General features: G+C 65.8%; 20 protein-coding genes. 13 read left to right on the top strand and 7 right to left on the bottom strand.

Going from position 1 to position 22,262, the window contains the following annotated elements:
- Positions 1-74 precede the first annotated feature (74 nt).
- Positions 75-458: a DUF5330 domain-containing protein gene (locus ACVIW0_RS24910; protein WP_461354751.1), complete on the bottom strand. Its 384-nt coding sequence runs from the start codon at positions 456-458 to the stop codon at positions 75-77.
- Between the two features lie 443 nt (positions 459-901).
- Between ACVIW0_RS24910 and ACVIW0_RS24905 the strand changes: the two genes are divergently transcribed.
- Both ACVIW0_RS24905 and ACVIW0_RS24900 read left to right on the top strand, forming a co-directional pair.
- Entirely contained in the window at positions 902-2,704 is a 1,803-nt protein-coding gene (locus ACVIW0_RS24905; protein WP_461357414.1) for a PAS domain-containing sensor histidine kinase, read from the top strand.
- Positions 2,697-3,446, top strand: a complete 750-nt coding sequence (locus tag ACVIW0_RS24900; RefSeq protein WP_461354750.1) for a peptidoglycan-binding domain-containing protein — start codon at positions 2,697-2,699, stop codon at positions 3,444-3,446. The genes ACVIW0_RS24905 and ACVIW0_RS24900 overlap by 8 nt, the downstream gene beginning before the upstream one ends.
- 58 nt (positions 3,447-3,504) lie before the next feature.
- Here the strand turns inward: ACVIW0_RS24900 and ACVIW0_RS24895 are convergent, their stop codons facing one another.
- Positions 3,505-5,148 carry an ankyrin repeat domain-containing protein gene (locus tag ACVIW0_RS24895; protein ID WP_461354749.1) on the bottom strand — a complete coding sequence of 548 codons (1,644 nt, stop codon included), beginning with the start codon at positions 5,146-5,148 and terminating at the stop codon, positions 3,505-3,507.
- Between the two features lie 225 nt (positions 5,149-5,373).
- On the opposite strand from ACVIW0_RS24895, the gene ACVIW0_RS24890 reads away from it, so the two are divergent.
- Positions 5,374-5,718 carry a DUF1491 family protein gene (locus tag ACVIW0_RS24890; RefSeq protein WP_461354748.1) on the top strand — a complete coding sequence of 115 codons (345 nt, stop codon included), beginning with the start codon at positions 5,374-5,376 and terminating at the stop codon, positions 5,716-5,718.
- Here ACVIW0_RS24890 and ACVIW0_RS24885 read toward each other — a convergent pair.
- Positions 5,715-6,647: a DUF2336 domain-containing protein gene (locus ACVIW0_RS24885; protein ID WP_461354747.1), complete on the bottom strand. Its 933-nt coding sequence runs from the start codon at positions 6,645-6,647 to the stop codon at positions 5,715-5,717. The two genes, ACVIW0_RS24890 and ACVIW0_RS24885, sit on opposite strands and share 4 nt — an antisense overlap.
- Before the next feature lie 296 nt (positions 6,648-6,943).
- On the opposite strand from ACVIW0_RS24885, the gene ACVIW0_RS24880 reads away from it, so the two are divergent.
- Together ACVIW0_RS24880 and ACVIW0_RS24875 are read left to right on the top strand one after the other, a co-directional pair.
- Positions 6,944-7,138, top strand: a complete 195-nt coding sequence (locus ACVIW0_RS24880) for a hypothetical protein (RefSeq protein WP_212018878.1) — start codon at positions 6,944-6,946, stop codon at positions 7,136-7,138.
- Between the two features lie 16 nt (positions 7,139-7,154).
- Positions 7,155-7,922 (top strand): hypothetical protein, encoded by a 768-nt coding sequence (locus ACVIW0_RS24875; protein ID WP_461354746.1) that lies wholly within the window; start codon positions 7,155-7,157, stop codon positions 7,920-7,922.
- Here ACVIW0_RS24875 and ACVIW0_RS24870 read toward each other — a convergent pair.
- Complete coding sequence (locus ACVIW0_RS24870) at positions 7,919-8,779, bottom strand: LysR family transcriptional regulator (RefSeq protein WP_461354745.1); 861 nt, start codon at positions 8,777-8,779, stop codon at positions 7,919-7,921. The two genes, ACVIW0_RS24875 and ACVIW0_RS24870, sit on opposite strands and share 4 nt — an antisense overlap.
- 91 nt (positions 8,780-8,870) lie before the next feature.
- On the opposite strand from ACVIW0_RS24870, the gene ACVIW0_RS24865 reads away from it, so the two are divergent.
- Positions 8,871-9,713 carry an MBL fold metallo-hydrolase gene (locus ACVIW0_RS24865; RefSeq protein ID WP_461354744.1) on the top strand — a complete coding sequence of 281 codons (843 nt, stop codon included), beginning with the start codon at positions 8,871-8,873 and terminating at the stop codon, positions 9,711-9,713.
- On the opposite strand, the gene ACVIW0_RS24860 is transcribed toward ACVIW0_RS24865, so the two are convergent.
- Genes ACVIW0_RS24860 through ACVIW0_RS24850 form a run of 3 tightly spaced genes read right to left on the bottom strand, consistent with a single transcriptional unit; the run spans position 9,710 to position 13,213 of the window.
- Positions 9,710-10,336 (bottom strand): DUF1254 domain-containing protein, encoded by a 627-nt coding sequence (locus ACVIW0_RS24860; protein WP_461354743.1) that lies wholly within the window; start codon positions 10,334-10,336, stop codon positions 9,710-9,712. The two genes, ACVIW0_RS24865 and ACVIW0_RS24860, sit on opposite strands and share 4 nt — an antisense overlap.
- Complete coding sequence (locus tag ACVIW0_RS24855; protein ID WP_461354742.1) at positions 10,333-10,911, bottom strand: DUF1214 domain-containing protein; 579 nt, start codon at positions 10,909-10,911, stop codon at positions 10,333-10,335. Before ACVIW0_RS24855 ends, ACVIW0_RS24860 begins: the two co-directional genes overlap by 4 nt.
- Before the next feature lies 1 nt (position 10,912).
- Positions 10,913-13,213 carry a transglycosylase domain-containing protein gene (locus tag ACVIW0_RS24850; RefSeq protein WP_461354741.1) on the bottom strand — a complete coding sequence of 767 codons (2,301 nt, stop codon included), beginning with the start codon at positions 13,211-13,213 and terminating at the stop codon, positions 10,913-10,915.
- Positions 13,214-13,499: 286 nt separating this feature from the next.
- Between ACVIW0_RS24850 and ACVIW0_RS24845 the strand changes: the two genes are divergently transcribed.
- The 7 genes from ACVIW0_RS24845 to ACVIW0_RS24815 all read left to right on the top strand — a co-directional run bounded on the left by ACVIW0_RS24845 (position 13,500) and on the right by ACVIW0_RS24815 (position 22,246).
- Positions 13,500-14,036: a YcgN family cysteine cluster protein gene (locus ACVIW0_RS24845; RefSeq protein WP_461354740.1), complete on the top strand. Its 537-nt coding sequence runs from the start codon at positions 13,500-13,502 to the stop codon at positions 14,034-14,036.
- A 159-nt stretch (positions 14,037-14,195) separates the two neighbouring features.
- Entirely contained in the window at positions 14,196-15,791 is a 1,596-nt protein-coding gene (locus tag ACVIW0_RS24840) for an MDR family MFS transporter (protein WP_461354739.1), read from the top strand.
- Between the two features lie 571 nt (positions 15,792-16,362).
- A complete protein-coding gene (locus ACVIW0_RS24835) occupies positions 16,363-17,586 on the top strand; it encodes an ABC transporter substrate-binding protein (protein WP_461354738.1) in 1,224 nt (407 codons plus the stop codon).
- Between the two features lie 94 nt (positions 17,587-17,680).
- The gene (locus ACVIW0_RS24830; RefSeq protein ID WP_018270667.1) at positions 17,681-18,556 is read left to right on the top strand and encodes a branched-chain amino acid ABC transporter permease; all 876 of its coding nucleotides are present in this window, start codon (positions 17,681-17,683) and stop codon (positions 18,554-18,556) included.
- Between the two features lies 1 nt (position 18,557).
- Positions 18,558-19,484 carry a branched-chain amino acid ABC transporter permease gene (locus ACVIW0_RS24825; RefSeq protein WP_461354737.1) on the top strand — a complete coding sequence of 309 codons (927 nt, stop codon included), beginning with the start codon at positions 18,558-18,560 and terminating at the stop codon, positions 19,482-19,484.
- Positions 19,484-20,962 (top strand): ATP-binding cassette domain-containing protein, encoded by a 1,479-nt coding sequence (locus tag ACVIW0_RS24820; protein WP_461354736.1) that lies wholly within the window; start codon positions 19,484-19,486, stop codon positions 20,960-20,962. The genes ACVIW0_RS24825 and ACVIW0_RS24820 overlap by 1 nt, the downstream gene beginning before the upstream one ends.
- A 42-nt stretch (positions 20,963-21,004) precedes the next feature.
- Positions 21,005-22,246: an ABC transporter substrate-binding protein gene (locus ACVIW0_RS24815; RefSeq protein ID WP_461354735.1), complete on the top strand. Its 1,242-nt coding sequence runs from the start codon at positions 21,005-21,007 to the stop codon at positions 22,244-22,246.
- Positions 22,247-22,262 lie beyond the last annotated feature (16 nt).

The following is a 22,262-nucleotide window of genomic DNA, read 5'->3' as shown; positions in this document are numbered from 1 at the left end:
TTTTTCACGCGAGCCGACGGCCAACCCGCATCAAGTGCGGGACAGGCATCGCTCGAAAACGCGCTGGCTTGCCCTCACGGCGTCGGCGGCAGGTGGAATTCGATGCTCTGATCGTCCGCAGTCAGCGTGTCGCGGGATGCGGCCATCGCCAGATCGGCATCGTCCTTGCCGATCGAGCCGGTGTGGTCCGGCGGCTTCTTGTCGGTGATGATCTGGTAGAGCTTGCGCGCCCCGTCGGTCGCGCGCTGGCCGATCGCGGTCGCGGCCTGGCCGCCGACTTCGCAGGCGGACGGCTGACGCTTGCAGAACTGACCCATGTCGTTGATCGTCGCGGTCGCGGCCGACACCGCGTCCGAGGCGCTGATCTGCGGCGTCTTGTCCGCTTCGGGGGTTTTGTCTCTCGGCAGCAGCACGAGCACGAGCCCGAGCCAGAATGCCAAACGCAACAGGAAGAACATGGCGCGATCCCGGTCGTCTGTCTTGTCTTTTGCTTCTTGCGCGGTGGAGGCCGCGATTGGCCTTGAGGGTTAGCATCGGTCGATAAACCGGAAGTATCCGCATTGAAGTAAATCGGCCCGAAAATCGCGGAAAACTCGCCTGAATTGATTCGCCGTAAATTTTCGATTGATGGCGGCCTCAGGGGGCCGGATGCGCCGAATCCGCCGCGTCCACCATTTCGAAACCATAGATCATCGCATCCGGAAACCAGCCGTTCACCATCCCCGACAAATGAGCGGTGAATGGCTGCGTCGAAGCCTCCCAATGCACGGTGTTTGGCGGCAGGCCACCCCGCCTTAGCGTTCGCTTAAGTTCGCTCTGACACGTTGACCTGCAATCACGAAGGAGGCGTTCCGGCGCGTCTAGCTGACGATTGAGCCGAAGCGCGAGTGCTGTGAGTAGTTTGAGTCTGATCCATGATTGCCTGGATGCGCTGCTGCATCCGTCGGCGCAGTATGATGCGCTGACGCGTGCGCGCCATCGTGCCTTCATGGCGCCGCGGCTGCTCGGCAGCCTGGTGGCGCTGGCTTCGTTTCCTGTCTTTCTGGCGATGCGCGGCGCGCCGACGGCGATCGAAGTCGCGGCATTCGCCTGGCTGATCGCACCGATCCTGCTGTCCTGGTTCCTGTCGCGCACCGGTCGCTATGAGGGCGCGCACGTGCTGTCGTCGCTGGCGCTTGCCGGTCTCGTGATGATGATCGCGGCCTCGACCGGCGGCATCGCATCGTTCGCAGCCGTCTGGCTCGTCGTGATTCCGATCGAGGCGGCGCTGTCGGCGTCGCGGCGCGTGGTCGCCTTTGCCTTTGCGCTGGCGATGATCTGCGCTGCCTTGCTCAGCATGCTCGGTCACTACCACGTGCTGCCGCTGGTCGATCCCGCGGTTGCGTCGAATGGCACGCTGGCCGGCTTCGGCGTCGTGTCGGCGATCTTCTATGCCGCCGGGCTCGCCTTCGGCGCGGAATCGCTGGCGCGCACCAGCGTGGCGCTGCTCTATGTCGAGGAAGAGCGCTACCGGCTGCTCGCCCACAACATGAGCGACGTGTTGTCGCGGCACAGCCGCAACGGCGCGGTGCGCTTCATTTCGCCCGCGGCAGAGATCATGCTCGGCGTGCCGGCCTCGCGGCTGTCCGGCCACGGCCTGTTCGGCCGCGTTCATGTCGCCGATCGCCCGGCCTATCTCACGGCGTTGTCGGATGCGGCGCGCGGCGAGTCCCGCAGCGTCGAGTTCCGCGTGCGCCGCGACGGTGCGCGGGGCGAGGCCGCTGCCGAATTCATCTGGGTCGAGATGCGCTGCCGTGCGCTCGATCAGACCGCTGCCGATGCCGAGGTCGTCGCCGTGATGCGCGACGTGACCGATCGCAAGCTGCAGGAGCAGGCGCTGGAGCAGGCGCGCAACGCGGCCGAGCAGGCCGACGCCTCGAAGACGCGCTTCCTTGCCACCATGAGCCACGAGCTGCGCACCCCGCTCAATGCCATCATCGGCTTTTCCGAGATGATCGCGCAGGAAGAGGTGCTCGGGTTCGACGCGGCCCGCCGCAAGGAATACGCCCAGCTCATCAACGATTCCGGCCAGCATCTGTTGTCCGTCGTCAACGGCATCCTCGACATGTCGAAGATGGAGTCGGGCAATTTCGAGATTTCGCCGGAGCCGTTTGCGCCGCGGCCGGCGCTACTCAATTGCTGCAACCTGGTGGCGCTGAAGGCGCGCGAGAGCGGCGTCGACCTCGTCACCCGCGTGCCCGACGATCTGCCGATCGTGAACGGCGATCCGCGCGCATTCAAACAGATCGTCCTCAACCTCGTCTCCAACGCCATCAAGTTCACCGAGCGCGGCGGCAAGGTGACCGTGTCGGCCGGCGTCGAGGGATCGCGGCTGCTGCTGCGCGTCTCGGACACCGGCGTCGGCATTGCCGCTGACGACCTCAAGCGGATCGGCGATCCGTTCTTCCAGGCCGGCAAGACCTATCAGCGCCGCCATGAAGGCACCGGCCTCGGCCTGTCCATCGTGAAGGGGCTGGTCGGCCTGCACCACGGCGACATCAATGTGGAGAGCAAGGTGGGCGAGGGCACCATCGTGTCGGTCGCGCTGCCGCTGGCGTTCGTCCCGCCGGCGGCGGTCGAGCCGTCCAGCAATGTCTCGACCCTGAAGCCTGCGCTGCGTTCCGGACTCCAAGAGCAAACCCATCAGGTGAAGAAGAGTGCCTAGACAGACTTTGGATGACGACGAAACGCCGCGCCGTCGCCGCGGCGCCAAGGCGGTGGCCATCGCGGCCGAGGACGAACGTGGCCTCGTGCTGCGCCTGATGCTGCACAGTCCGAAGGACCTGATCGCCGGCGTGCTGGCCCTGTCTGCCATCGTTGCTATCCTGATCAATGCGCTGTTCCTGCAGGCCGGCCGGCATCCGTCGCCGATGTTCGGCGGTTCGGTGGTGACGCTGCCGCCGCCGCCTCCAGCAGTCGCTGCAGCCAGCCCGATGCCGCGCCCGCGCCCGGCCGAGGCGGCTGCGCGCTCAGCCGAGGCCGCTGCGATGGAGACGACCAAGACGGTCGACGTGAAGCCGGTGGAGACCAGGTCGGTCGAAGCCAAACCGGAGCCCAAGCCGGTTGAAGCCAAGCCGGCCGACCCGATAGCCAATCTGGTGACGAAGTCGACCTCAGCGCCGCCAGCCGCCGCTCCGTCCCCGGCCGCCGCGCCGTCCAGCGTCGTTCGTCCGCCGGCGCCGATCCCGACCGCGCATCTGAGCCCGGCCGGCAAGCGCATCGCCGCGGTCCAGCGGACGCTGACGGAGTATGGCTACGGCCAGCTCAAGCCGACCGGCACGATCGGCGCCGATACCCAGCACGCGATCGCGAAGTTCGAGCGCGCGCGCAAACTGCCGGTGACGGGCCAGATGTCGGATCGCCTCGTGCGCGAACTCGGCGCGATGATCGGGCACTCGATCGAGTAGGACCTATTTTGGCCGGGCTTGAGCCCGGCCATTTCACGTCTGACGCATCAGAATGTCGTCAGACCGCTTCGCCCAGCAGAACGTCTCTGACCTCATCCGAGAACGGTTTCCTGCGGCCGGCAAGCAGCACCCATTCCGGATCGTCGCGATCGGCAATGCCGCGCGGCATGCCGTGATCGAGCAGGGCCTGCGCACAGCCTGCCCAATCGCCGCCTTCGACCGGCTCGTTGCAGGAGGCCCAGGACAGGCTTCCGGAGGCGTTGTCGCCAAAGCCATGCCGTTCGGTCCACTCTGCACCATGCTCGAGCAGGAAGCGCGTCAGCCCGGCATTGCCGCGGAACACCGCATGATTGAGCGCCGAGGCGTCCCAATCGCCGCCACGCACTGCGATCGGCCAGCCAAGCCCGACCATCAGCCGCACCGCATCGTCGCCGCCGACTGCGGCGAGCTCGGGAAGCAACCGCAACTGCTGCGCTGAGAGCGAGCCCGGAAGATCGGGCCGCGCGGCCTGGATCCGCCGCGCTTCGTTCTCATTGCCGCTGCTGCATGCCGCGACGAACCGCTCGTCATCGCCGAGGGTCTCGTCACCGGTCCGCTCGCGCAGCAACGCGGCGACCTCGGTCAGGCCGAATTGCAGCGCGAATCTGTAGGCGCTGAGACCACCCGGTGTCGCGATGTGCGGGTCTGCGCCGGCGTCGAGCAAGGTTGCGATGCACGTCGGCGACCGCCGCCGCCGGATCGCCCACATCAGCGGCGATCCGCAATCCGTCAGCGGCGCATTGCCGGCGGGCTCGTTCGGATTGCCGCCGTGCCGCAGCAGCAATTCGAGCGCTGGCAGATTCTCGTCGTCGAGCACCTTGTACATCGCATTGGTGCCGGCGATCCGTGCGCCATGCTCGAGCAGCAGGCCTGTCGTGACAGAGCCTTCGAGCGAATGGTACAGCGATTCATTGTCGTTCGGATTGGCGCCGGCTTCGAGCAAAAGTCTTGTCAGCGCAAGATCTTGGTTGCGCCCGGCGGCGCCATAGAGCGCCGATAGCGGATTGCCTTCATCGGGCGCGTCGAGCGTTCCGGGCGGCCAGCGGCTGCCGATATGCTGGTCGGGATCGGCGCCGGCCTGCAGCAGCAGGCGCGCGCAGCGATGCAGCCGCGCTTGATACTCCGGAATCTGCAGCAGGCTGGAATGTGTGACCGCGATCAGCGGCGGCAGTTTGAGCGGACCGCCGGGACGATTGACCCATGCGGGATCGTTGGCCGCGGTACGCCGGACCGTCTCTTCATCGCCGATGGCGCAGGCGAGATAGGGATCGTCGGCCACAAGGCCCGGATATTCAGTGAGCATCCGCACCGCCACGCGCGGATGCGCGCGATCGCTGGTGCCGCTGACGTCCGCGGCATAGACCAGTTGCAGCCAGCGGCGCACCCGATCGTCCCGGCTTTTGCCGGGCGGCAATTGAGCCTCGAGATAGCGGCGCAGGTCCGGCCACGAAGCGAAGCCGAGATCGCGCGCCACGCAGGACTGCGCGTCGTGCAGCCGAAGATCGAGTGCTGCGATTTGCGCATCGCTGCGTCCGGCCGCCGCCGGAAGCGCCTGCCGGAAACGGGCGTAAGCCTCCGGCGCCTGCCGCCGGTAAAGGCGGATGAGCTCCTTGGCCTGCTTCTTCAGATGTTCGAGATTCAATCGCGCGGGCGATCGGTTCATGGCAACCTCCGTGCATCACTGCCGATGGTCCACAAAACCGGCTGCACAAAGGCTTGGTTGGCCGCGTATTCGATGCAAGTGGGTTCGACCCTTCCCGTGGACCCGGGCGCGGCTTGCACCGCAGATGCGAGGATATGAGCGGCGGTTGTATCGGTCAACCCGCCGCTGCGTGACGAGATCCGTGACAGTTGGACGTGGCCGCGCTGCTGGCCTATAGGTCGGCGCATGCGATTGAAGACCAGCATATGGGTCGCGGCGTATCTGCGCCGCTGCCAGACCGAGGGCGTGTTCGGCGCAGTCCGCAAGAAGGGCGCCGAGGAGGCCGGCGCCGTGTTCGTGAAGGTCGCGCTGATGGACGGCAATGCGATGCTGTATGCGCCGGCGCCGCAGACGGTCTATGACGACAGCCGTCCGGTCGAGCGGCTGTTCGTGCCGACGGCGCCGCAGCCGGTGTCCGAGCCGTTAGTCGAGGAGCGGTTGACCAAGGAGCTGCGCTTCGATCCCGATGCCTGGATCGTCGAGACCGAAGATCGCGCCGGGCGGCACTTCCTCGATCTGGCGAAGGCCTAGCTTCCGGATTTCTGATTGCGGATCGCGGGCGCGCTGCCGGGCTGCACCGTGGGGCGCGTCTGCGCGGATGTCGCGCGGACATGATGGCGCTCGTCGTCATAGAGCGACGAGCGATACTTGTTGCGGGCCACCGCCATGGTCGAGCCGCGCCACGCCGCCAGCATCACCAGCGCCGAGCGCTCGCTGAGGCGGTCGTAGAGCCGCGACAGCCGGTAGACATAATTGACCGACGAGCCGGATTCCGGATTGAGGAACATCAGGATCCGCTGGAACGCGGCGCTCGACACCTCAAGCGCCCGCATCGCGCAGGCAAGCGGCTCGCCACCGGGATCGTTGACGACGTCAGCGGCGATCCGCGACGGCAGGATCAATGCCTCGCCGAGCTCGCGGGTGAAGTTGTCGACGTCCTCGGCAAACGCCGCCATCTCCAGGATATGAATCGCGCGCGCGGCGCGCGCAGCCGGAATCCGCGCCGCGGCCTTCAGCGGCGTCTCCTGCAGATTGTGCAGGATCTGCGCGCGCTCCTTTGTGTTGGCGGCAAAGAACATGTCGCAGATTTCGGCAGCATCGTTCGGCCGCATCGCAAGGCTCGCGGCCATCCGCAGTTCGGCCTCGGTCGGAATCCTAGCCGGCAGCGCGGATGGTGCGGGCGCGGCAATCGGCGCGGCGGCCGGCACCGGCTGGCCGGGCTCGGCGCGGCGCAGCCCGAGCTTGTCCATGATCCTGGCGGGTGTGGCCGGATAGATCGCAAGCCGCGCGCGGACCGAGGCGCGGGTTGCGTCGTCGACCTCGTCGATCAGGCGTGACGTCAGCTCGACGAACTGGCGCTCCTCATCGGCGGAATGCGCGCTCGCCTGCACATAAAGGTCGGTCAGGACGCGCAGCAAAGTCGGGCGGATGTCGACGCCCTCGCGGCGGGAGAGCGTCATCAGCCCATCGAAACCAGGAAATAACGGAGCTGCGCTCATCTCGGGCGTACGCGACTTGCCAGTAGGACTCGGTTTTGAAAACCTTGTGGCCGCGAGCCTACGCAGGCTGTTTTAAGACGCAGTTAAGGAAAACAAGCCGTGAAGGCAAACGCTCGAATTTGCCCGTGGCTATTAAGGCACAGCGCCATATCCGTAACCGTCCGTATCGGCAGTTTAAGATGTCGTTAACCATGCCCGTTCTTAACTCGGCGTGCGCGGGGCAAATCATGTCCGTGCGGGGCCAGAGAGAACGGAACATGGGCACCATCGTTGAGTTTCCGGCGGATGCGGCTGCACGGCGGCCGAGTGTTGTCGGTGCTGCCGGCGAAGGCATGGGGACCGTGCTGATCCTTCCCGTCGTCCGGATCGAGCGAACGACGGAGGAGACCGGCGGTGGTCGCGGGCCGGAGCAGGGCACTGCGCAGGGCCGCCGTCGCCGACGCCGCTCCTGATCGCGGACATCGTGCAATGCCGCAGCTTGTGCAGTGGACCGCCGCCCGGCGGTCACTCCCGGCGCTGATCCTGTTATTGGCGGGCACAGCGCTCGCGGGCTGCAGCGGCGGCGATTTCGGCCGCACCCGCGCCGATTTTCGCAACGACGACATGCATCGCTGGATCGGGGCCGAGGCGACCGGCAGCGTCGGCAAGAACGCCTCGCAATTCCAGCTCACCGAACACGAACGCCAGCTGCGCGATCTCGCCTATCAGTTCATCGAGCCGCCGCTGTCGCGGCCGGCCTGGAAGAGCGTGTTCGGCGATTACCAGCCGCTGCCCGCACCATGGCGGCAGAATGTCGTGTTCGATCGCACGATGTATGGGCGCAATCTCATCGACGAGCCGCACCGCTCGTTCGCGTCGCGCTATTCGCTCCTGATCGACGAGGTGCGTGACGACATCACCCGCTTCGAGCCGTTCTTCGCCACCGCGGCCCAGGTGATCGAGCTCGACCGCAAGCGCAGCGCCAGCCTCAAGATGATCGCCGACGTATCGCCGAGGGAGCGGGCTGATGCGGTGGCGCGGATGGAAGAGAACGCGCTGATCGTGCAATGGGTCCAGCAGAGCCTGGAGCGGCGGATTGCGTCCTATCGCTGGGCGCTGGAGCGGCTGGTGATCCAGGCGCCCGACGGCATGGCGGCCGACGCCGAGCGCCAGATCAATGAGCTCGCCCGGCTCACCGCCAACGCGCCGCTGATTTCTGCGCCGGTCACGGGCCACGCCGTGGTGACGAAGGGCTAGGCGCGCTTCATCTTCCTCGCCGTCGACTTGGCACGGCGGCTGCTCGCTTGCCGCGGCAGGCTTGCAATGAACGCCTTCAGCGCATCGGACGGCGGCTGCGCCGACGGATAGGCGAGACCGACCTGGCGCGTCACCTCGACATCGATCGAGCGCATTGCGACGTCGGGATTGCCGCGCGCCACGCCTTCGGGGACGATCGCAACGCCGACCCCGGCCGCAACCAGCGCCATCGCCCATTCCTCGGATTCCGCGATCGCCACCGGCTTGCGCGGCGGCGAGGTACGCTTGAAGAATTCCTGTTGCTCGCAATGGCAGCGGTCGATCATCGGAACGCCGGCGAAGTCGGTGGTCCGCAGCGTCTCCTTCAGAGTGAGGGGATGTGACGGCGGCAGCGCTGCGACGTAACGCTCGCTCCAGAGCGGGATGAAGTGCTCGCCGGCGCCGGTCATGGTCTTGGCGACGATGCGCGCATCCGCTTTCTCGTTGGCGCCGACCAGCCGGAGCGCGAGATCGGCATTGCCGGTCAGCGGTTTCAGCAGCGCGATGGTCCGCGCCTGATCGAGCGTGCGTAACAGGCCGAGCGTCAGCGCCTGCTTTGTTGCTGGCTTGCGGAACAGGTTTCGCGCGGCATCCGCCTCGTCGATGATCCTGCGGGCGATGCCGTGGAATTGCGCGGCCGACTCCGTCGGCGCCATGCCCTTCTTGTGCCGGATGAACAGCGTGGTGCCGAGCTCGGCCTCGAGATTGGTGATCGCCGCCGAGATCGACGGCTGCGAGATGAAGCAGCGCTTTGCCGCCGCGGTCAGGTTGCGCTCGCGGTAGACCGCGGCGAAGTAGCGGAGTTCGCGGATATCCATAGGTCTATCCTATCGTATCGATAGAGAAACAATATTTTACCTATGGAATGGCGAGTGGCAAGTCTGCCTCGGCCCTAGCGGAGGATTTGTCATGCGCATCCATCATCTCAACACCGGCACCATGTGCCCGATCGGCAAGCGGCTCGTGAACGGCAGCGGCAGCATCTTCCAGCGGGCGCGGATAGTCTGTCACTGTCTGCTGGTCGAGAGCAATGACGGCCTCGTGCTGGTCGACACCGGGATCGGGCTCGGCGACATCGGCGATCCGCCGCGGCTCGGGCGTAAATGGGTCCGGCAGACCACGCCGCGGCTCGACCCGGCCGAGACCGCTGTCCAGCAAGTGAAGGCGCTCGGCTTCTCGCCTGATGATGTGCGCCATGTGCTGCTGACGCATCTCGATCGCGACCATGCCGGCGGCGTGCCTGACTTTCCGAAGGCCAGGGTGCATGTCCACCGCAGGGAATACGATATGGCGGTGACGCATCAGGTCGCACCGCCGGTGGGACGCTACATCACGGCGCAGTGGCAGCACGGGCCCGACTGGGCGTTCTATGACGCCGATGGCGAGGACTGGTTCGGCTTCAGGGGCGTGCGCGCACTCGGCGATCGCGAGCCGGACGTTCTGATGATCCCGCTGCACGGCCACACGCTCGGACATTGCGGCATCGCGGTGCGCGACAAGGGCAAGTGGCTGCTGCACGCCGGCGATGCCTACTTTCATCACGCGCAGCTCGATGCAAGGCCGCGGATCCCGCTGGTACTCGGCATGTTCCAGCGCCGGGCGGACATGGATCGCGCGACGCGCGTCCAGAATCAGGAGCGGCTACGGCAATTGAAGGCGGCGCATGGCGCCGACGTCACGATCGTCAACAGCCACGATCCGGTCGATTACGAGAACTGCCGCTGCGGCCGGCACGTGGCATTGGCAAGCTAGCGCTTGCGTGCTGCGGGCGGCGGGGCCGGAGCGGGCTGCGGCGGAGGCGGCGGTGCCTCCTGCTTGGCCGCGACCGGCTCGCTTTGCACCTTGCACGAGGCGGCCGCGAGCGAGGCCTGCGCCTGCGGCATCAGGCCGGGCTCCGGCGCCAGCGCCTTCAGCAGGATCAGCCCGGTCGAGGTCGGCGAGTCGATGATCAGCCGGTCGGCCGCGGTGACTTCCTCGTCCTCGGGCAGATCGTTGTGCTGCGCCTCGGTCATCAGGTCGAGCTCGATCACCTTCTTGCCGGCCGAGCGGTCGTTGATCGCGTAATAGGCCACCTCGTTGCGGGTGTAGAACGACACCGAGGTGTAGGCCTGGCTGACCGGCACGGTCAGCTTGAGCGGCCCGGTCGAGAGATCGTAGCGGCAGATCGCCACCGCGAAGGCCGGATCCATCAGCGGCATCGGCGCGTGGCTCGGGTCGGCCAGCGGCAGCTGCGTCACCTCGTTGAGCTTGGTCATCGGCGTCAGCCGCGAATAGGCGTCCTGCGAGGCGATGCGCGGCAGCGCCAGCACGCTGACGAGATGCACCACGCCGCCGAGCAGCACGCCTGCGAGGATGGTGAGCAGCACGCGGATCATGAACAGCCCGTCGTTGCGATCGAGGGCATCGGCGCGTCGCGCTGGGTGCGGGTCGCGACCCCGACCGGCGTGTCGTACAGCCGCAGCATCAGCGCATAGCGCTCGATGCCGCCGGTCGGCAGCCAGTTGCCGGCGCGCGAGCGTGAGGCGATGTGGATCTCGAACGTGCCGTCGGAGGCGCGCATGATCTCCTGGCTGGTGAAGCCGTAGCGCTGCAGCGAATTGGCGACGAGGTGGCCCTTGCGGTCGAACAGCGTCAGCGTCCAGAACCGCGCCGCCGGGGTCACGCCGCTGACCACGACGTCGCAGCGGCCGTCGAGCGGCTTGTTCTTGTCGTCGGTCGTCGCCGAGAACGCGATGCCGTCGCCGGTGCCGATCGGCAGCTCGCCGCTGCGCGCGATGGTGGCGCGCGAATAGGGATCGACGTCGGAGGTGCCGATCTTCGGCCGCGCGGTCCAGGCGCCGATCTTCAGCGTGCCGAGATCGGTGCCGCGCGTCGCCGTCGCATAGGTCAGGCCGAGGCCGACGGCGGTGGCGATCACGAGAGCCAGCAAAGTGGTGAGGAGCAGCCGCACGTCAGTTCTTGCGTGGCACAGATGGTGTCGCGCCGTCCGGCCCGGCCGCGGCAACGTAGTTTTCGGGGAACGCCAGCGCGCTCGAGGACTCCGCTTGGCCGGTCTTCGAGGGCTCGTTCAGCGTGGTCTTGCCGGTGGTCTTTTCAGCGGTTCTGGCGGCATCGTCGAGCAGCTTCTCGACCCGCACCAGGATATCCGCACCCCGCTTGGTCAGCACCGGCGGCGGACCCGGCTTGGTCTCAAGGACGCGCGGCGCCGCATTGGCCTGGGCATTGGCCTGCGCCGCCTGCGGCAGCTTCTGGCCCATGCCGACGCCGGTGAGCTCGCGGACTTCCACACCCTGGTGCGCAGCAACCATGATGTCGTGCCAGGTCTGCGCCGGCAGCGAGCCGCCGGTCATGCGGTTGGTCGGCGAATAGTCGTCATTGCCGTACCACACCGCGCAGGTGAAGTTGCCGGTATAGCCGACGAACCAGGCGTCGCGATAGGCGTTGGTGGTGCCGGTCTTGCCCGCGGTCGGAATGCCGTCGAGCGCGGCGCGGCGCGCGGTGCCTTCGCTGACCACGTGGCTCATCATGCCGGCCATGTCGGCGGCGATGTTCGGCGGGATCGCCTGCCGCGGCTTCGGACCGTCGCGGTCCCAGCGCCAGACCAGATCGCCGGCGCCGGTGCGGACCTCGAGCACGGCATGCGGCGTCACGGACTTGCCGCGGTTCGGGAAGGTGGCATAGGCGACCGCATGCTCGAGCACCGTGACTTCGTCGGAGCCGATCGGCATCGACGGCGTATCGGGCAGCGGCGCCGTGAGGCCGAACCGCCGCGCCACCTCGACGATCGCGGCGCGGCCGAACTTGGCCGGATTGGGCGCCTTCGGCTGCAGCTTCTGGCCGATCGCAATCGACAGCTTCACCGGGATGACGTTGATCGAATTCGTGATCGCCTGCGTCAGCGTGATCAGGCCGGAATAGGAGTGGCCATAGTTCTGCGGGCACCAATTGCCGATGCAGACCGGACCGTCGACGATCTTCGAATTGGGCGTGAAGCCGTTGAGCAGCGCGGTGGTGTAGACATACGGCTTGAACGAGGAGCCGGGCTGGCGATAGGCGTCGGTGGCGCGGTTGAACTGGCTCGATCCGTAGTCGCGTCCGCCGACCATGGCGCGAACGCCGCCGTCGAGATCGGACACCACGGTCGCGGCCTGGGTCGCGTGATAGTCGCGACCGAACTGGCGGAGCTGGTTCTCGATCGCTTCCTCGGCCGCGTGCTGCACGTTCATGTCGATCGCGGTGCGGACCACGAAGACGCGCTCGGTGTAGGATTTCGGGAAGGTGTCGACCAGCTTGCGCATCTCGTCGAAGGCGTAGTCGAGATAATAGTTCGGCGAATTCTCGTCGCGCCGGTCGACCGCGACCGCGGGATTGCGGCGGGCGCCGAACACCTGGCCGTCGGTCATGAAGCCGGCATCGACGAGATTGTCGAGCACGACATTGGCGCGGGCGCGCGCCGCGGGCAGGTTGATGTGCGGGGCGTATTTGGTCGGCGCCTTGAACAGGCCGGCGAGCATCGCGGCTTCCGCGAGGTTCACGTCGCGCACCGACTTGTTGAAGTAGAAGTGCGCGGCGCCGTCGACGCCGAAGGTGCCGCCGCCCATATAGGCGCGGTCGAGATAGAGCTTGAGGATCTCGTTCTTGGTCAGCCGCGTCTCGAGCCAGATCGCGAGGAAGGCTTCCTTCACCTTGCGCTCGATGGTGCGCTCGTTGTTCAGGAACAGGTTCTTGGCGAGCTGCTGGGTGATCGACGAACCGCCCTGGCGGACGCCGCCGGCCTGCGCGTTGGTGACGAGCGCGCGGGCGAGGCCCGGCACGTCGATGCCGAAATGGTCGTAGAAGCGGCGGTCTTCGGTGGCGAGCGTCGCCTTGATCAGGTTGTCCGGAAAGTCTTCCAGCGGGATCGAGTCATTATGCTTGATGCCGCGGCTGCCGATCGGGTTGCCGTAACGGTCGAGGAACGTCACCGCGAGGTCGGACTTCTTCAGCCAGTCCTCGTCCGCGGTCTCGCGAAACGCCGGGATCGCGAGCGTCAGCAGCAGGATCATGCCGGCGAGCCCAAGGGTTGCGGCTTCCGACAGTGGTTCGATGAACACCCAGCGCTTCCAGCGGCCGACATAGAAGCGGTCCATGAAGGTGGAATAGCGCTCGTAGAGCTCGCGCAGGCCCTTGCCCGACGAAAATAGTGTCGAGTCGATACGCGCATCGAGGTCCAGGAAAAAATTCCGGACCTTCTGTTTCCAATGCGACGGCATGATCTGAAAGGACCGACCCTTGATCAGTTTGACAGCACTGCGGGCGCCCTAACGGGCCCAGGCCAGCGTCTTGCTTCGATGTTGCGGCAATCCCAAGGCGCTTTTGCGTCGTTGGGGACTCGTTCCACTTTCTATCCGAGCGGCTGCCATAAACCAATGGCGCGGCTGGCGAATTTAATGAAAGGCCTAACGCTGCCCACCGCCTTTTGCGACCCCGCAATCGCACCCCCTTGCGGAGGGGGCGCCGGCATCCCAAGAAAAGCTGCACCGTCAATTCAGGGATATCATGACCGCACCGTCTAAGCGCCCGTCGGACCAGGAAGGATTCTTCTGGAAAACCAAGACGTTGGAGGAAATGTCCAACGCCGAATGGGAGAGCCTGTGTGACGGCTGCGCCCGCTGCTGCCTGGAGAAGCTCGAGGACGAGGACACCGGCAAGATCTACTTTACCCATATCTCCTGCAAGCTGCTGGATTCCGGCCTGTGCGCCTGCAAGGACTATCCGAACCGTTCCGACCAGGTTCCGGATTGCGTCCGCCTGACGCCCGAGAATGTCCGAACCCTGAACTGGCTGCCGCCGAGTTGCGCCTACCGGCTGGTCGCCGAGGGTAGGGACCTTTACTGGTGGCATCCGCTGATCTCCGGCGATCCCAACACCGTTCATGAAGCCGGGGTCTCGGTGCGCGGTCGCGTCGAGGGCACCGAGATCGACGTCAACGACGCCGATCTCGAGGATCACATTGTGCGGTGGCCAGCCTTGTTGCCGAAACGCGCCCAATTGAAGAAGCGGCCGAAGCCGCTCGGCAAGCCGACCAAGGCGTGACGTTGCCGCTGCGTCCGCGATCACGTCATTGCGAGACCATCGCGGTGGGATGCACCCATGCGCTGGGGTGCCTGCCTCAGCAGGCAATTGCTGCATAAATTGCAAAACAGAGAATGATTCCATCGCAGGACGCGCCTGCGCAGCAGCATTACGCCTCAAATGAACAAGTATGAACGGCAGAGCCGTTTTCCTGCCGACCAACAGACATTGCCTGAGGACATTGCCGAAGAGCTGTCCCGTCTTCCAAGCGAGGTGATCGAGCTCAGCGACGCGCCGCCGCTGGCGCCGCCGGCACCGCTCCATCCGGACGAAGTCCGCACCATCGTCATCAGCCTGATGCTGACGATGTTCCTGGCCGCGCTCGACCAGACCATTGTCGCGACCGCGCTGCCGACGATCGGGCGCCAGTTTCACGACGTCACCAATCTGTCCTGGGTGATCACGGCCTATCTGCTCGCGTCCACCGCGGTGGCGCCGGTGTTCGGCACGCTGAGCGACATCTATGGCCGCCGCATCATGATCATCACCTCGCTCAGCCTGTTCGTGGTCGGTTCGGTGCTGTGCGCGATCGCGCCCAGCATGACCATGCTGATCATTGCCCGCGGCCTGCAGGGGCTCGGTGGCGGCGGCATCATGCCGGTGGTCCAGACCGTGATCTCCGACGTGGTGACCCCGCGCGAGCGCGGCCGCTATCAGGCCTATTTCTCCAGCGTCTGGATGGCCGGCGGCATTCTTGGCCCGGTGGTCGGCGGCGTGTTCGCCGAGCATCTGCACTGGTCGATGATCTTCTGGATCAACCTGCCGCTCGCAGCCGCCGCGCTGGCGCTGCTGCTGCCGAAGATGGGCAAGATCCCGGTGTTCCACCGCAAGCGCGAGGTCGACTGGCTCGGCGGCGTGCTGCTGATGGCCTCGGCCGTCGTCTTGATGCTGGTGCTGACCTGGGGCGGCACGCGTCTCTCGTGGTTGTCGCCGACCATCACCGCGATGATCGGCGCCTCGATCGCGCTCGCCGGCGCCTTCGTCTGGCACGCGCGCCGCGCCGACGAACCGTTCCTGCCGCTGTCGCTGCTCGGCGGCTCGGTGGTGCCGTTCGCGATGGGCGCGGGCGGCTGTGCGCTCGGCGCCATGGTCGGCCTCACCGTGCACCTGCCGCTGTACTACGAGGTGGTCTATCACCTCACCGCCAGCGAGGCCGGCCTTGCGCTGATCCCGCTTGCGGCTATCTCGACCTTTGGTGCGGCGATCGCCGGCCGGACCATGGCGAAGGCCAAGCACTACAAGCGCGTCGCGATCGTCGGCACGTCGGCGGCTGCGATCTGTGCCGTCGGCATGGCGGTGACGACGCTGCCGCTGTGGGGCTTGCTGCTTGTCATGAGCGTGTTCGCGCTCGGGCTCGGCACCACGTTCCCGATCAGCGTGGTGTCGTTGCAGAACGCGGTGGCGCGGCCGCAGGTCGGCACCGTGACCGGTGCGATGAACTTCTTCCGCGCCATGATGGCCTCCTTCACGGTTGCCGCCTTCACCACGATCCTCTTGATGACGCTCGGCACCGATATCTCGCTCGCCGGTGAGCATCATGCTGCTTCCGCCGGCGCCGTCAGCGCGATCCCGATGGCCGACATGATCACCGCATTTCGCTACGTGTTCGGCGCCGCCGCCGTGCTGCTGACCACGGCTTCGATCTGCATGATCGCGATGGAAGAACGCCCGCTCGCCGGCCCCGCCACGCGACCGCCGGCGGAGATGGCGGAGTAGGCTGTCGCCTCATTCACCGGAGTCGGGTCTGCGAGTCATACAACCGCTTTCTCGCGACATGATCTGTCCGGGCGGTGCTCTTCGCCGCTCAATTCGGTAGCAAGCGCGCGTGAGGGAGCTACCGGCGGCAGGGCTCCCTCCCCCCTTGCGGGGGAGGGCTGGGGAGAGGGGTACCACACGACGTGACCTCTCCGCGTCGTCACGATGACAAGCACACAAGTTGCGAAGGCGATACGCGCACCGATCAGCTCGCCCGGGGCCACCCCTCTCCCCACCCTCTCCCGCAAGGGGAGAGGGAGCCTGACGTGCGTGCTCACCTCACCGTCATTGCAATGACGATTTGAAAGACCTGCGTCCCACGCTTTTATTCCCGCGCTGCCTCATCTTTGTTCAGCCGCAAACCGCCCACCCACTACTTTAGTTGCCATCCGTGCATGGCGATCTGCGCGCAGTTCCACTTGCTGCGCATTTTGTCGCGGCTATAGTCCCGCCCCAAGAGCTCGAAGCAGCCGAATAAGAACAAGAGGAGTGAAACAGGGTGAAAAGAACATCGCGACTGCCTGTCCAAGCGATGCAGCAACTTGCCGGAGCGGCCGTGTTGGGCCTGCTGGCTGTGGCCTCGAGCGGAGCGCGGGCCGCCGACACGCTCAAGATCGGCGTGATCGCCGAAGCTCAGGCGATTGCGGGAGCCTCGATCCCGCAGGCCGCGCAGCTCGCCGCCGACGAGATCAACGCCAAGGGCGGCATCGATGGCCGCAAGATCGAGATCGTCTCCTACGACAATCACTCCTCCTCGGCAGATTCCGTGCGTGCGTTCCAGCGCGCGGTCAATGAGGACAAGGTCAACGTCGTCATCTCGAGCTACATCAGCGAAGTGGTGCTGGCGCTCGAGCCGTGGGCCTCGCGCCTGAAGACGCCGTTCGTCACGCCCGGTGCGGCCTCCAACGAGATCAGCAAGAGCGTCCACGCCGATTACGAGAAGAACAAGTACACCTTCCACGGCTACCTGACCTCGGCGGCGCTGGCGCTGTCGGTCTGCGACGCCGCCAAGGAGCTCCTGGTCGATCAGAAGCACATGAAGACCGCGGTCATCATGAGCGAAGACGCGGCCTGGACCAAGCCGCTCGACGCAGGCTACGAGGAGTGCCTGCCCAAGATCGGGCTCAAGGTCGTCGACCATATCCGCTTCTCGCCCGACACCACGGACTTCACGCCGATCTTCAACAAGGTCGAAGGCGCGAAGCCCGACGTGATCATCACCGGCATCTCGCATGTCGGCGTGCAGCCGACGGTGCAGTGGAAGAACCAGCAGGTGCCGATCCCGATGTTCGGCATCTCCTCGCAGGCGACCAACGAGACCTTCGGCAAGGACACCAATGATGCGGCGGAAGGCGTGCTGTATCAGGGCGTGTCGGGCCCGAACGTCGCGGTGACGCCGAAGTCGGTGCCGTTCGCGGACGGCTTCAAGAAGCGCTACGGCAACTACCCGTCCTATGCGGGCTACACCGCCTATGACGAGGTCTACTACATCGCCGATGCGGTGAAGCGCGCCGGCTCGGTCGAGGCCGACAAGATGGTCGATGCGCTGGAGAAGACCGATTGGGAAGGCACCATCGGACGCGTCCAGTTCTACGGCAAGGACGATCCGTTCACCCATTCGATCAAGTACGGCAAGGGCCTGATCACCGGACTGATGCTGCAGTGGCAGGGCGGCAAGCAGGTCGCGGTCTGGCCGAAGGAGGTCGCCAAGAGCGACCTCAAGTTCCCGAGCTTCGTCAAGCTCACCACCAACTGACCGATGACCATGCTCCCGGGCCGGTCCCGGGAGCATCCGCATTCAGTTCCGCGTCCTCCACAACAGGCAGCCCTGCTGCCGCGGCCGATATGAGATGCTTGCCTTACAAATCCTGATCGATGGCTTTGCCATCAGTGCGCTCTATGCGCTCGGCGCCACCGGCTTCACCCTGATCTTCGGTGTCTCCGGCGTGCTCAACCTCTCCCACGGCGCCATCATGGTGGCCGCAGCGGTCGCGGCCTGGGCCGCGGCCAGCGTGCTGCACCTCGACATCTACACCGGCGCGCTGTTCGGTGTCGGCGTGGCGCTGATCGTGTCGTTCGCGACTTATTTCGCGGTCGTCAAGCCGATCCAGAATTCGAGGCGGATCCCCAATGAGGAGAAGGAAATCTTCGTCCTCACCGGCACGCTGCTGTGGGGCATCATGATCCAGGAGCTGATCGCCTATTTCTTCACCAACAATGCCAAGACGGTGCTGCCGATCGTCGAGGGCGTCGTGGATATCTTCGGCAACCGCACGCCGCGCAACAACATCTTCACCGCGCTGGTGTGCTGCCTCGTGATCGGCCTGCTGTGGCTGCTGGTGAACCGCACGCGGACCGGCAAGGCGGTGCTGGCGGCCTCGATGAACCCGCGCGGCGTCACCTTGCTCGGGCTCGAGCTCACCCAGATCTACATCGTGGTGTGGGGCATCTACGGCATTTTGGCCGGGATCGCCGGCGTGCTGCTCGGCATGTTCTTAGGCGTCAGCTCCTACAGCGTCGGCCCGTTGACCGCGAGCGCGTTCTCGATCGTGGTGCTCGGCGGCCTCGGCAGCGTGTCGGGCTCGCTGATCGCGGCCTTCGTGGTCGGCTATCTCGAAACCATCACCGCCTACATGATTTCGCCGGCCTACCGCACCATTCCGGCGCTGCTGCTCCTGGTGTTCGTGATGTATATCCGGCCTCAGGGCCTGTTGGGGAGGCGCTGAGATGGCCAACTTCTTCACCTCGCGCCTGTTCTTCATTTCGCTCGCCTGCGTGGCAATCGCGGCGACGCTGCCGCTCTATGTCTCAGGCTACATCCTCGGCCTGCTCACCGTCGCGTTCTATTTCGGCGTGTTCGCGATGGCCTGGGACCTGTTGTTCGGCTTCGCCGGCGAGGTCAATTTCGGGCCGACCTTCCTGATCGGCACCGGCGCCTACACCGCCGGCATCCTCAACAACCAGTATGGCTGGTCGGTCTATGTCTGCATCCTGCTCGGCGCGCTGGCCTCTGTGGTCGCGGGCTTCGTGCTGGCGCTGCCGGCGCTGCGGGTGAGGGGGCCGTATTTCGGTCTCACCACGCTGGTCGCGGTCTTGATGCTGCAGAACTTCGTCGTGGTGTTCGCCGATCTCACCGGCGGCGAGATCGGACTCACCATTCCCGATGTCATCTCCATCAATGCCGGCACCAATTACTGGATCGCGCTCGGCTTCATGACCGTGAGCGCGGCGATTCTGTACGGCCTGTCGCAATCGCCCGTCGGACTGGTGTTGCAGGCGAGCGGACAGGATCCGGTGCAGGCCGGCGCGCTCGGCTTCAACATCGTCAAGCACAAGCTCGCGGCCTTCATCGTCAGCGCGTTCTTCTCGGGCCTGTCGGGGGCGCTGTTGGTGTTCTACTTCGGCACCGCCTCGGTCGGCACCGTGGTCGACGTCGCGGTCGGCGTCAACGTGATCGTCTCCGCCGTGCTCGGCGGCCGGCGCACCGTGCTGGGGGCGGCGCTGGGTGCGATCTTCCTGATCGTCGCCGGCGAATTCCTGCGCCCGACCGGCGAGCTTGCAACCTTCATCGTCTCGGGGGTGGCGCTGCTCGTCGTCCTGTTCTTCCCCGGCGGCTTCCTCGGAGCGGCCCTGTCACGCGAGGCGCGCTCCTGATGGATCAGACTGTGACCACCGCAACCCTCACCGTCCGCGGACTGACCAAGAGATTCGGCGGCCTCACCGCCGTGAAGAACCTCTCGTTCGACCTGCATCCCGGCGAGATCCTCGGCCTGATCGGGCCGAACGGCTCCGGCAAGTCGACCGCGATGAAGAGCGTGATGGGCATCGAGCGTCCGACTGCGGGCGAGGTGCTGTTCGAGGGCGAGAACGTCGCTGGCCTGCCTGCGCACAGAATCGCGCGCAAGGGTTTTGGCATGGTGTTCCAGCACTCGCGGCCGCTGAACCGGCAGACCGTGCTCGAGAACATCATGGTCGCGCTGCTGCCCGACAGCCTGTTGATGCTGTTCCCCGATAAGGCGCTGACCGAGCGCGCCAAGTGGATCGCCGCGCGCGTCGGCCTGGGGGCGGTGATGAACCGCCGTCCGCCGACGCTGCCGTTCGCCGATCTGCGCCGGCTGGAACTGGCGAAGGCAATCGCGCGTGATCCAAAAGTGGTGCTGGTCGACGAGCCCTTCGCCGGGCTGACCAGTGCCGAGGTCGGCATGTTCTCGCAATTGATCCGCAGCTTCCGCGACGAGGGGCGCGCGGTGATGCTGGTCGACCACAACGTCAAGAGCGTTGCCGCGCTGGTCGACCGCGTGCTCGCGATGTATCTCGGCGAGGAGATCACGACCGGCCGCGCCGCGGATGTAATGAAGAACGAGACGGTGCGGCGGGTTTATCTCGGCGGCGCGATCGAGACCCATGCGCGGCCCGAGACCTCGTTCAAGGACAAGGTGCCGCTGCTGCAGGTCGAGAATGTCAGCGTGCATTACGGCAAGGCGCAGGCGCTGGAGAACGTCTCGATCCACGTCCATGAAGGCGAGTTCGTCTCCGTCGTCGGCCTCAACGGTGCCGGCAAGACCACGCTGTTCAACACCATCTCGGGCTTCCTGCCCTATACCGGTGAGATCCTGCGCAGCGGCCAGACGTTGCGCGGCACCGGGCCGGCCAAGATCGCCCGCTCCGGCCTCGTGCAGTGCCCGGAATCGCGCGAGCTGTTCGGCGAGATGACGGTGCGGGAGAACCTCGACCTCGGCGGCCAGCATCTCGACGATGCGGCGCGGGCGAAACAGCTCGCCTGGCTGTTCGAGCTGTTCCCGATCCTGAAGGAGCGTCAGGGCCAGATGGCGCAGACGCTGTCCGGCGGCGAGCAGCAGATGCTGGCGATCGGGCGCGCGCTGATGATGCAGCCGCAGATCCTGATCCTCGACGAGCCAACGCTGGGCCTCGCGCCCGTCATCCTCGAACTGTTGTCGAAGGCGCTGGAGAAGCTGCGCCAGACCACCAAGATCACGGTGCTGCTCGGCGAGCAGAACGTGACGTTTGCGCTTCCGCATGCCGACCGCGTCTATGTGCTGGAGCACGCGCGGATCGTCTGGGAGGGCGATCCGGGCCGGTTCGCCGCGGAGGCCGGCAAGGACTTTCTGTAACGTTCGAAATTCCAAAACAAAGACAAAGCAAGGGAGATCATCATGCCACGCTATTCAACCGCCACCCGTGCGAGCCTGTTGGCGACGGCGCTCGCGCTGTGCCTCGCGGCGCCGGCCTATGCGCAGTCCAGCGATCCGATCAAGATCGGCGTCATCGCCGAGGTGCAGGCGATCGCAGGGGCGGCAACGCCGGGCGGCGCGCAGATCGCGGCCGACGAGATCAACGCCAAGGGCGGCGTGATGGGCCGCAAGATCGAGATCGTCACCTACGACAACAAAAGCTCGTCGGCCGATTCGGTGCGCGCCTTCCAGCGTGCGGTGAGCGAGGACAAGGTTTCGGCCGTGATCGCGAGCTACATCAGCGAGGTCGTGCTGGCGCTCGAACCGTGGGCCGCGCGGCTGAAGATGCCGCTGATCACGCCCGGCGCCGCCTCCAACGAGATCACCAAGGCCATCCACAACGACTATGAGAAGAACAAGTACACCTTCCACGGCTACCTGACCTCGGCGGCGCAGGCGCAGCTGGTCTGCGATGCGGCCAAGGAGCTTCTGGTCGACCAGCTCAAGTTCAAATCGGTCGCGATCATGAGCGAGGACGCGGCCTGGACCAAGCCGCTCGACGTCGGCTACGAGGCCTGCCTGCCGAAGGTCGGGCTGAAGGTGGTCGAGCACATCCGCTTCTCGCCCGACACCACCGACTTCACGCCGATCTTCAACAAGGTGGAAGCGGCCAAGCCCGACGTGATCGTCACCGGCATCTCCCATGTCGGCGTGCAGCCGACGGTGCAGTGGAAGAACCAGCAGGTGCCGATCCCGATGTTCGGCATCAGTGCGCAGGCGCTGAGCCCGACATTCTGGGGCGACACCAACGGCGCGGCCGAAGGCGTGCCATCGCTCGCGGTGGCGACGCCCGACGTCGCGGTGACGCCGAAGACAAAGCCGTTCGCGGCCGCCTTCAAGGCCAAGTTCGGCACGCCGCCGGCCTATACCGGCTACACCGCCTATGACGAGGTCTACATCATCGCGGAAGCGATCCAGCGCGCCGGCTCGACCGATCCGGACAAGATGGTCGCCGAACTCGAGAAGACCGACTTCGAAGGCACGATCGGCAAGATCCAGTTCTACGGCAAGAATGACGAGTTCACCCACGGCATCAAGTCCGGCCCGGGCGCCGTCACCGGCCTCGTGTTCCAATGGCAGAACGGCAAGCAGATCACGGTCTGGCCGAAGGCGATCGCGGAGGGCCAGATGAAGTTTCCGAACTTCGTGAAGCTGTCGCAGTAAGCAGCAGCGAGCATTG

The sequence above is a fragment of the Bradyrhizobium sp. USDA 4454 genome (genome assembly GCF_054822705.1).
Note: the sequence above shows the minus strand (reverse complement) of the source record. Positions and strands in the feature narration are given on the sequence as shown.

Coding starts and splice junctions, on each gene's coding strand:
- ACVIW0_RS24865 (WP_461354744.1), top strand. CDS start 8,871: ATGCGCATCCATCATCTCAACACCGGCACCATGTGCCCGATCGGCAAG.
- ACVIW0_RS24890 (WP_461354748.1), top strand. CDS start 5,374: ATGCGATTGAAGACCAGCATATGGGTCGCGGCGTATCTGCGCCGCTGC.
- ACVIW0_RS24845 (WP_461354740.1), top strand. CDS start 13,500: ATGACCGCACCGTCTAAGCGCCCGTCGGACCAGGAAGGATTCTTCTGG.
- ACVIW0_RS24910 (WP_461354751.1), bottom strand. CDS start 458: ATGTTCTTCCTGTTGCGTTTGGCATTCTGGCTCGGGCTCGTGCTCGTG.
- ACVIW0_RS24860 (WP_461354743.1), bottom strand. CDS start 10,336: ATGATCCGCGTGCTGCTCACCATCCTCGCAGGCGTGCTGCTCGGCGGC.
- ACVIW0_RS24825 (WP_461354737.1), top strand. CDS start 18,558: ATGGCCAACTTCTTCACCTCGCGCCTGTTCTTCATTTCGCTCGCCTGC.
- ACVIW0_RS24820 (WP_461354736.1), top strand. CDS start 19,484: ATGGATCAGACTGTGACCACCGCAACCCTCACCGTCCGCGGACTGACC.
- ACVIW0_RS24850 (WP_461354741.1), bottom strand. CDS start 13,213: ATGCCGTCGCATTGGAAACAGAAGGTCCGGAATTTTTTCCTGGACCTC.
- ACVIW0_RS24815 (WP_461354735.1), top strand. CDS start 21,005: ATGCCACGCTATTCAACCGCCACCCGTGCGAGCCTGTTGGCGACGGCG.
- ACVIW0_RS24830 (WP_018270667.1), top strand. CDS start 17,681: ATGCTTGCCTTACAAATCCTGATCGATGGCTTTGCCATCAGTGCGCTC.
- ACVIW0_RS24875 (WP_461354746.1), top strand. CDS start 7,155: ATGCCGCAGCTTGTGCAGTGGACCGCCGCCCGGCGGTCACTCCCGGCG.
- ACVIW0_RS24885 (WP_461354747.1), bottom strand. CDS start 6,647: ATGACGCTCTCCCGCCGCGAGGGCGTCGACATCCGCCCGACTTTGCTG.
- ACVIW0_RS24835 (WP_461354738.1), top strand. CDS start 16,363: ATGCAGCAACTTGCCGGAGCGGCCGTGTTGGGCCTGCTGGCTGTGGCC.
- ACVIW0_RS24840 (WP_461354739.1), top strand. CDS start 14,196: ATGAACAAGTATGAACGGCAGAGCCGTTTTCCTGCCGACCAACAGACA.
- ACVIW0_RS24870 (WP_461354745.1), bottom strand. CDS start 8,779: ATGGATATCCGCGAACTCCGCTACTTCGCCGCGGTCTACCGCGAGCGC.
- ACVIW0_RS24880 (WP_212018878.1), top strand. CDS start 6,944: ATGGGCACCATCGTTGAGTTTCCGGCGGATGCGGCTGCACGGCGGCCG.
- ACVIW0_RS24895 (WP_461354749.1), bottom strand. CDS start 5,148: ATGAACCGATCGCCCGCGCGATTGAATCTCGAACATCTGAAGAAGCAG.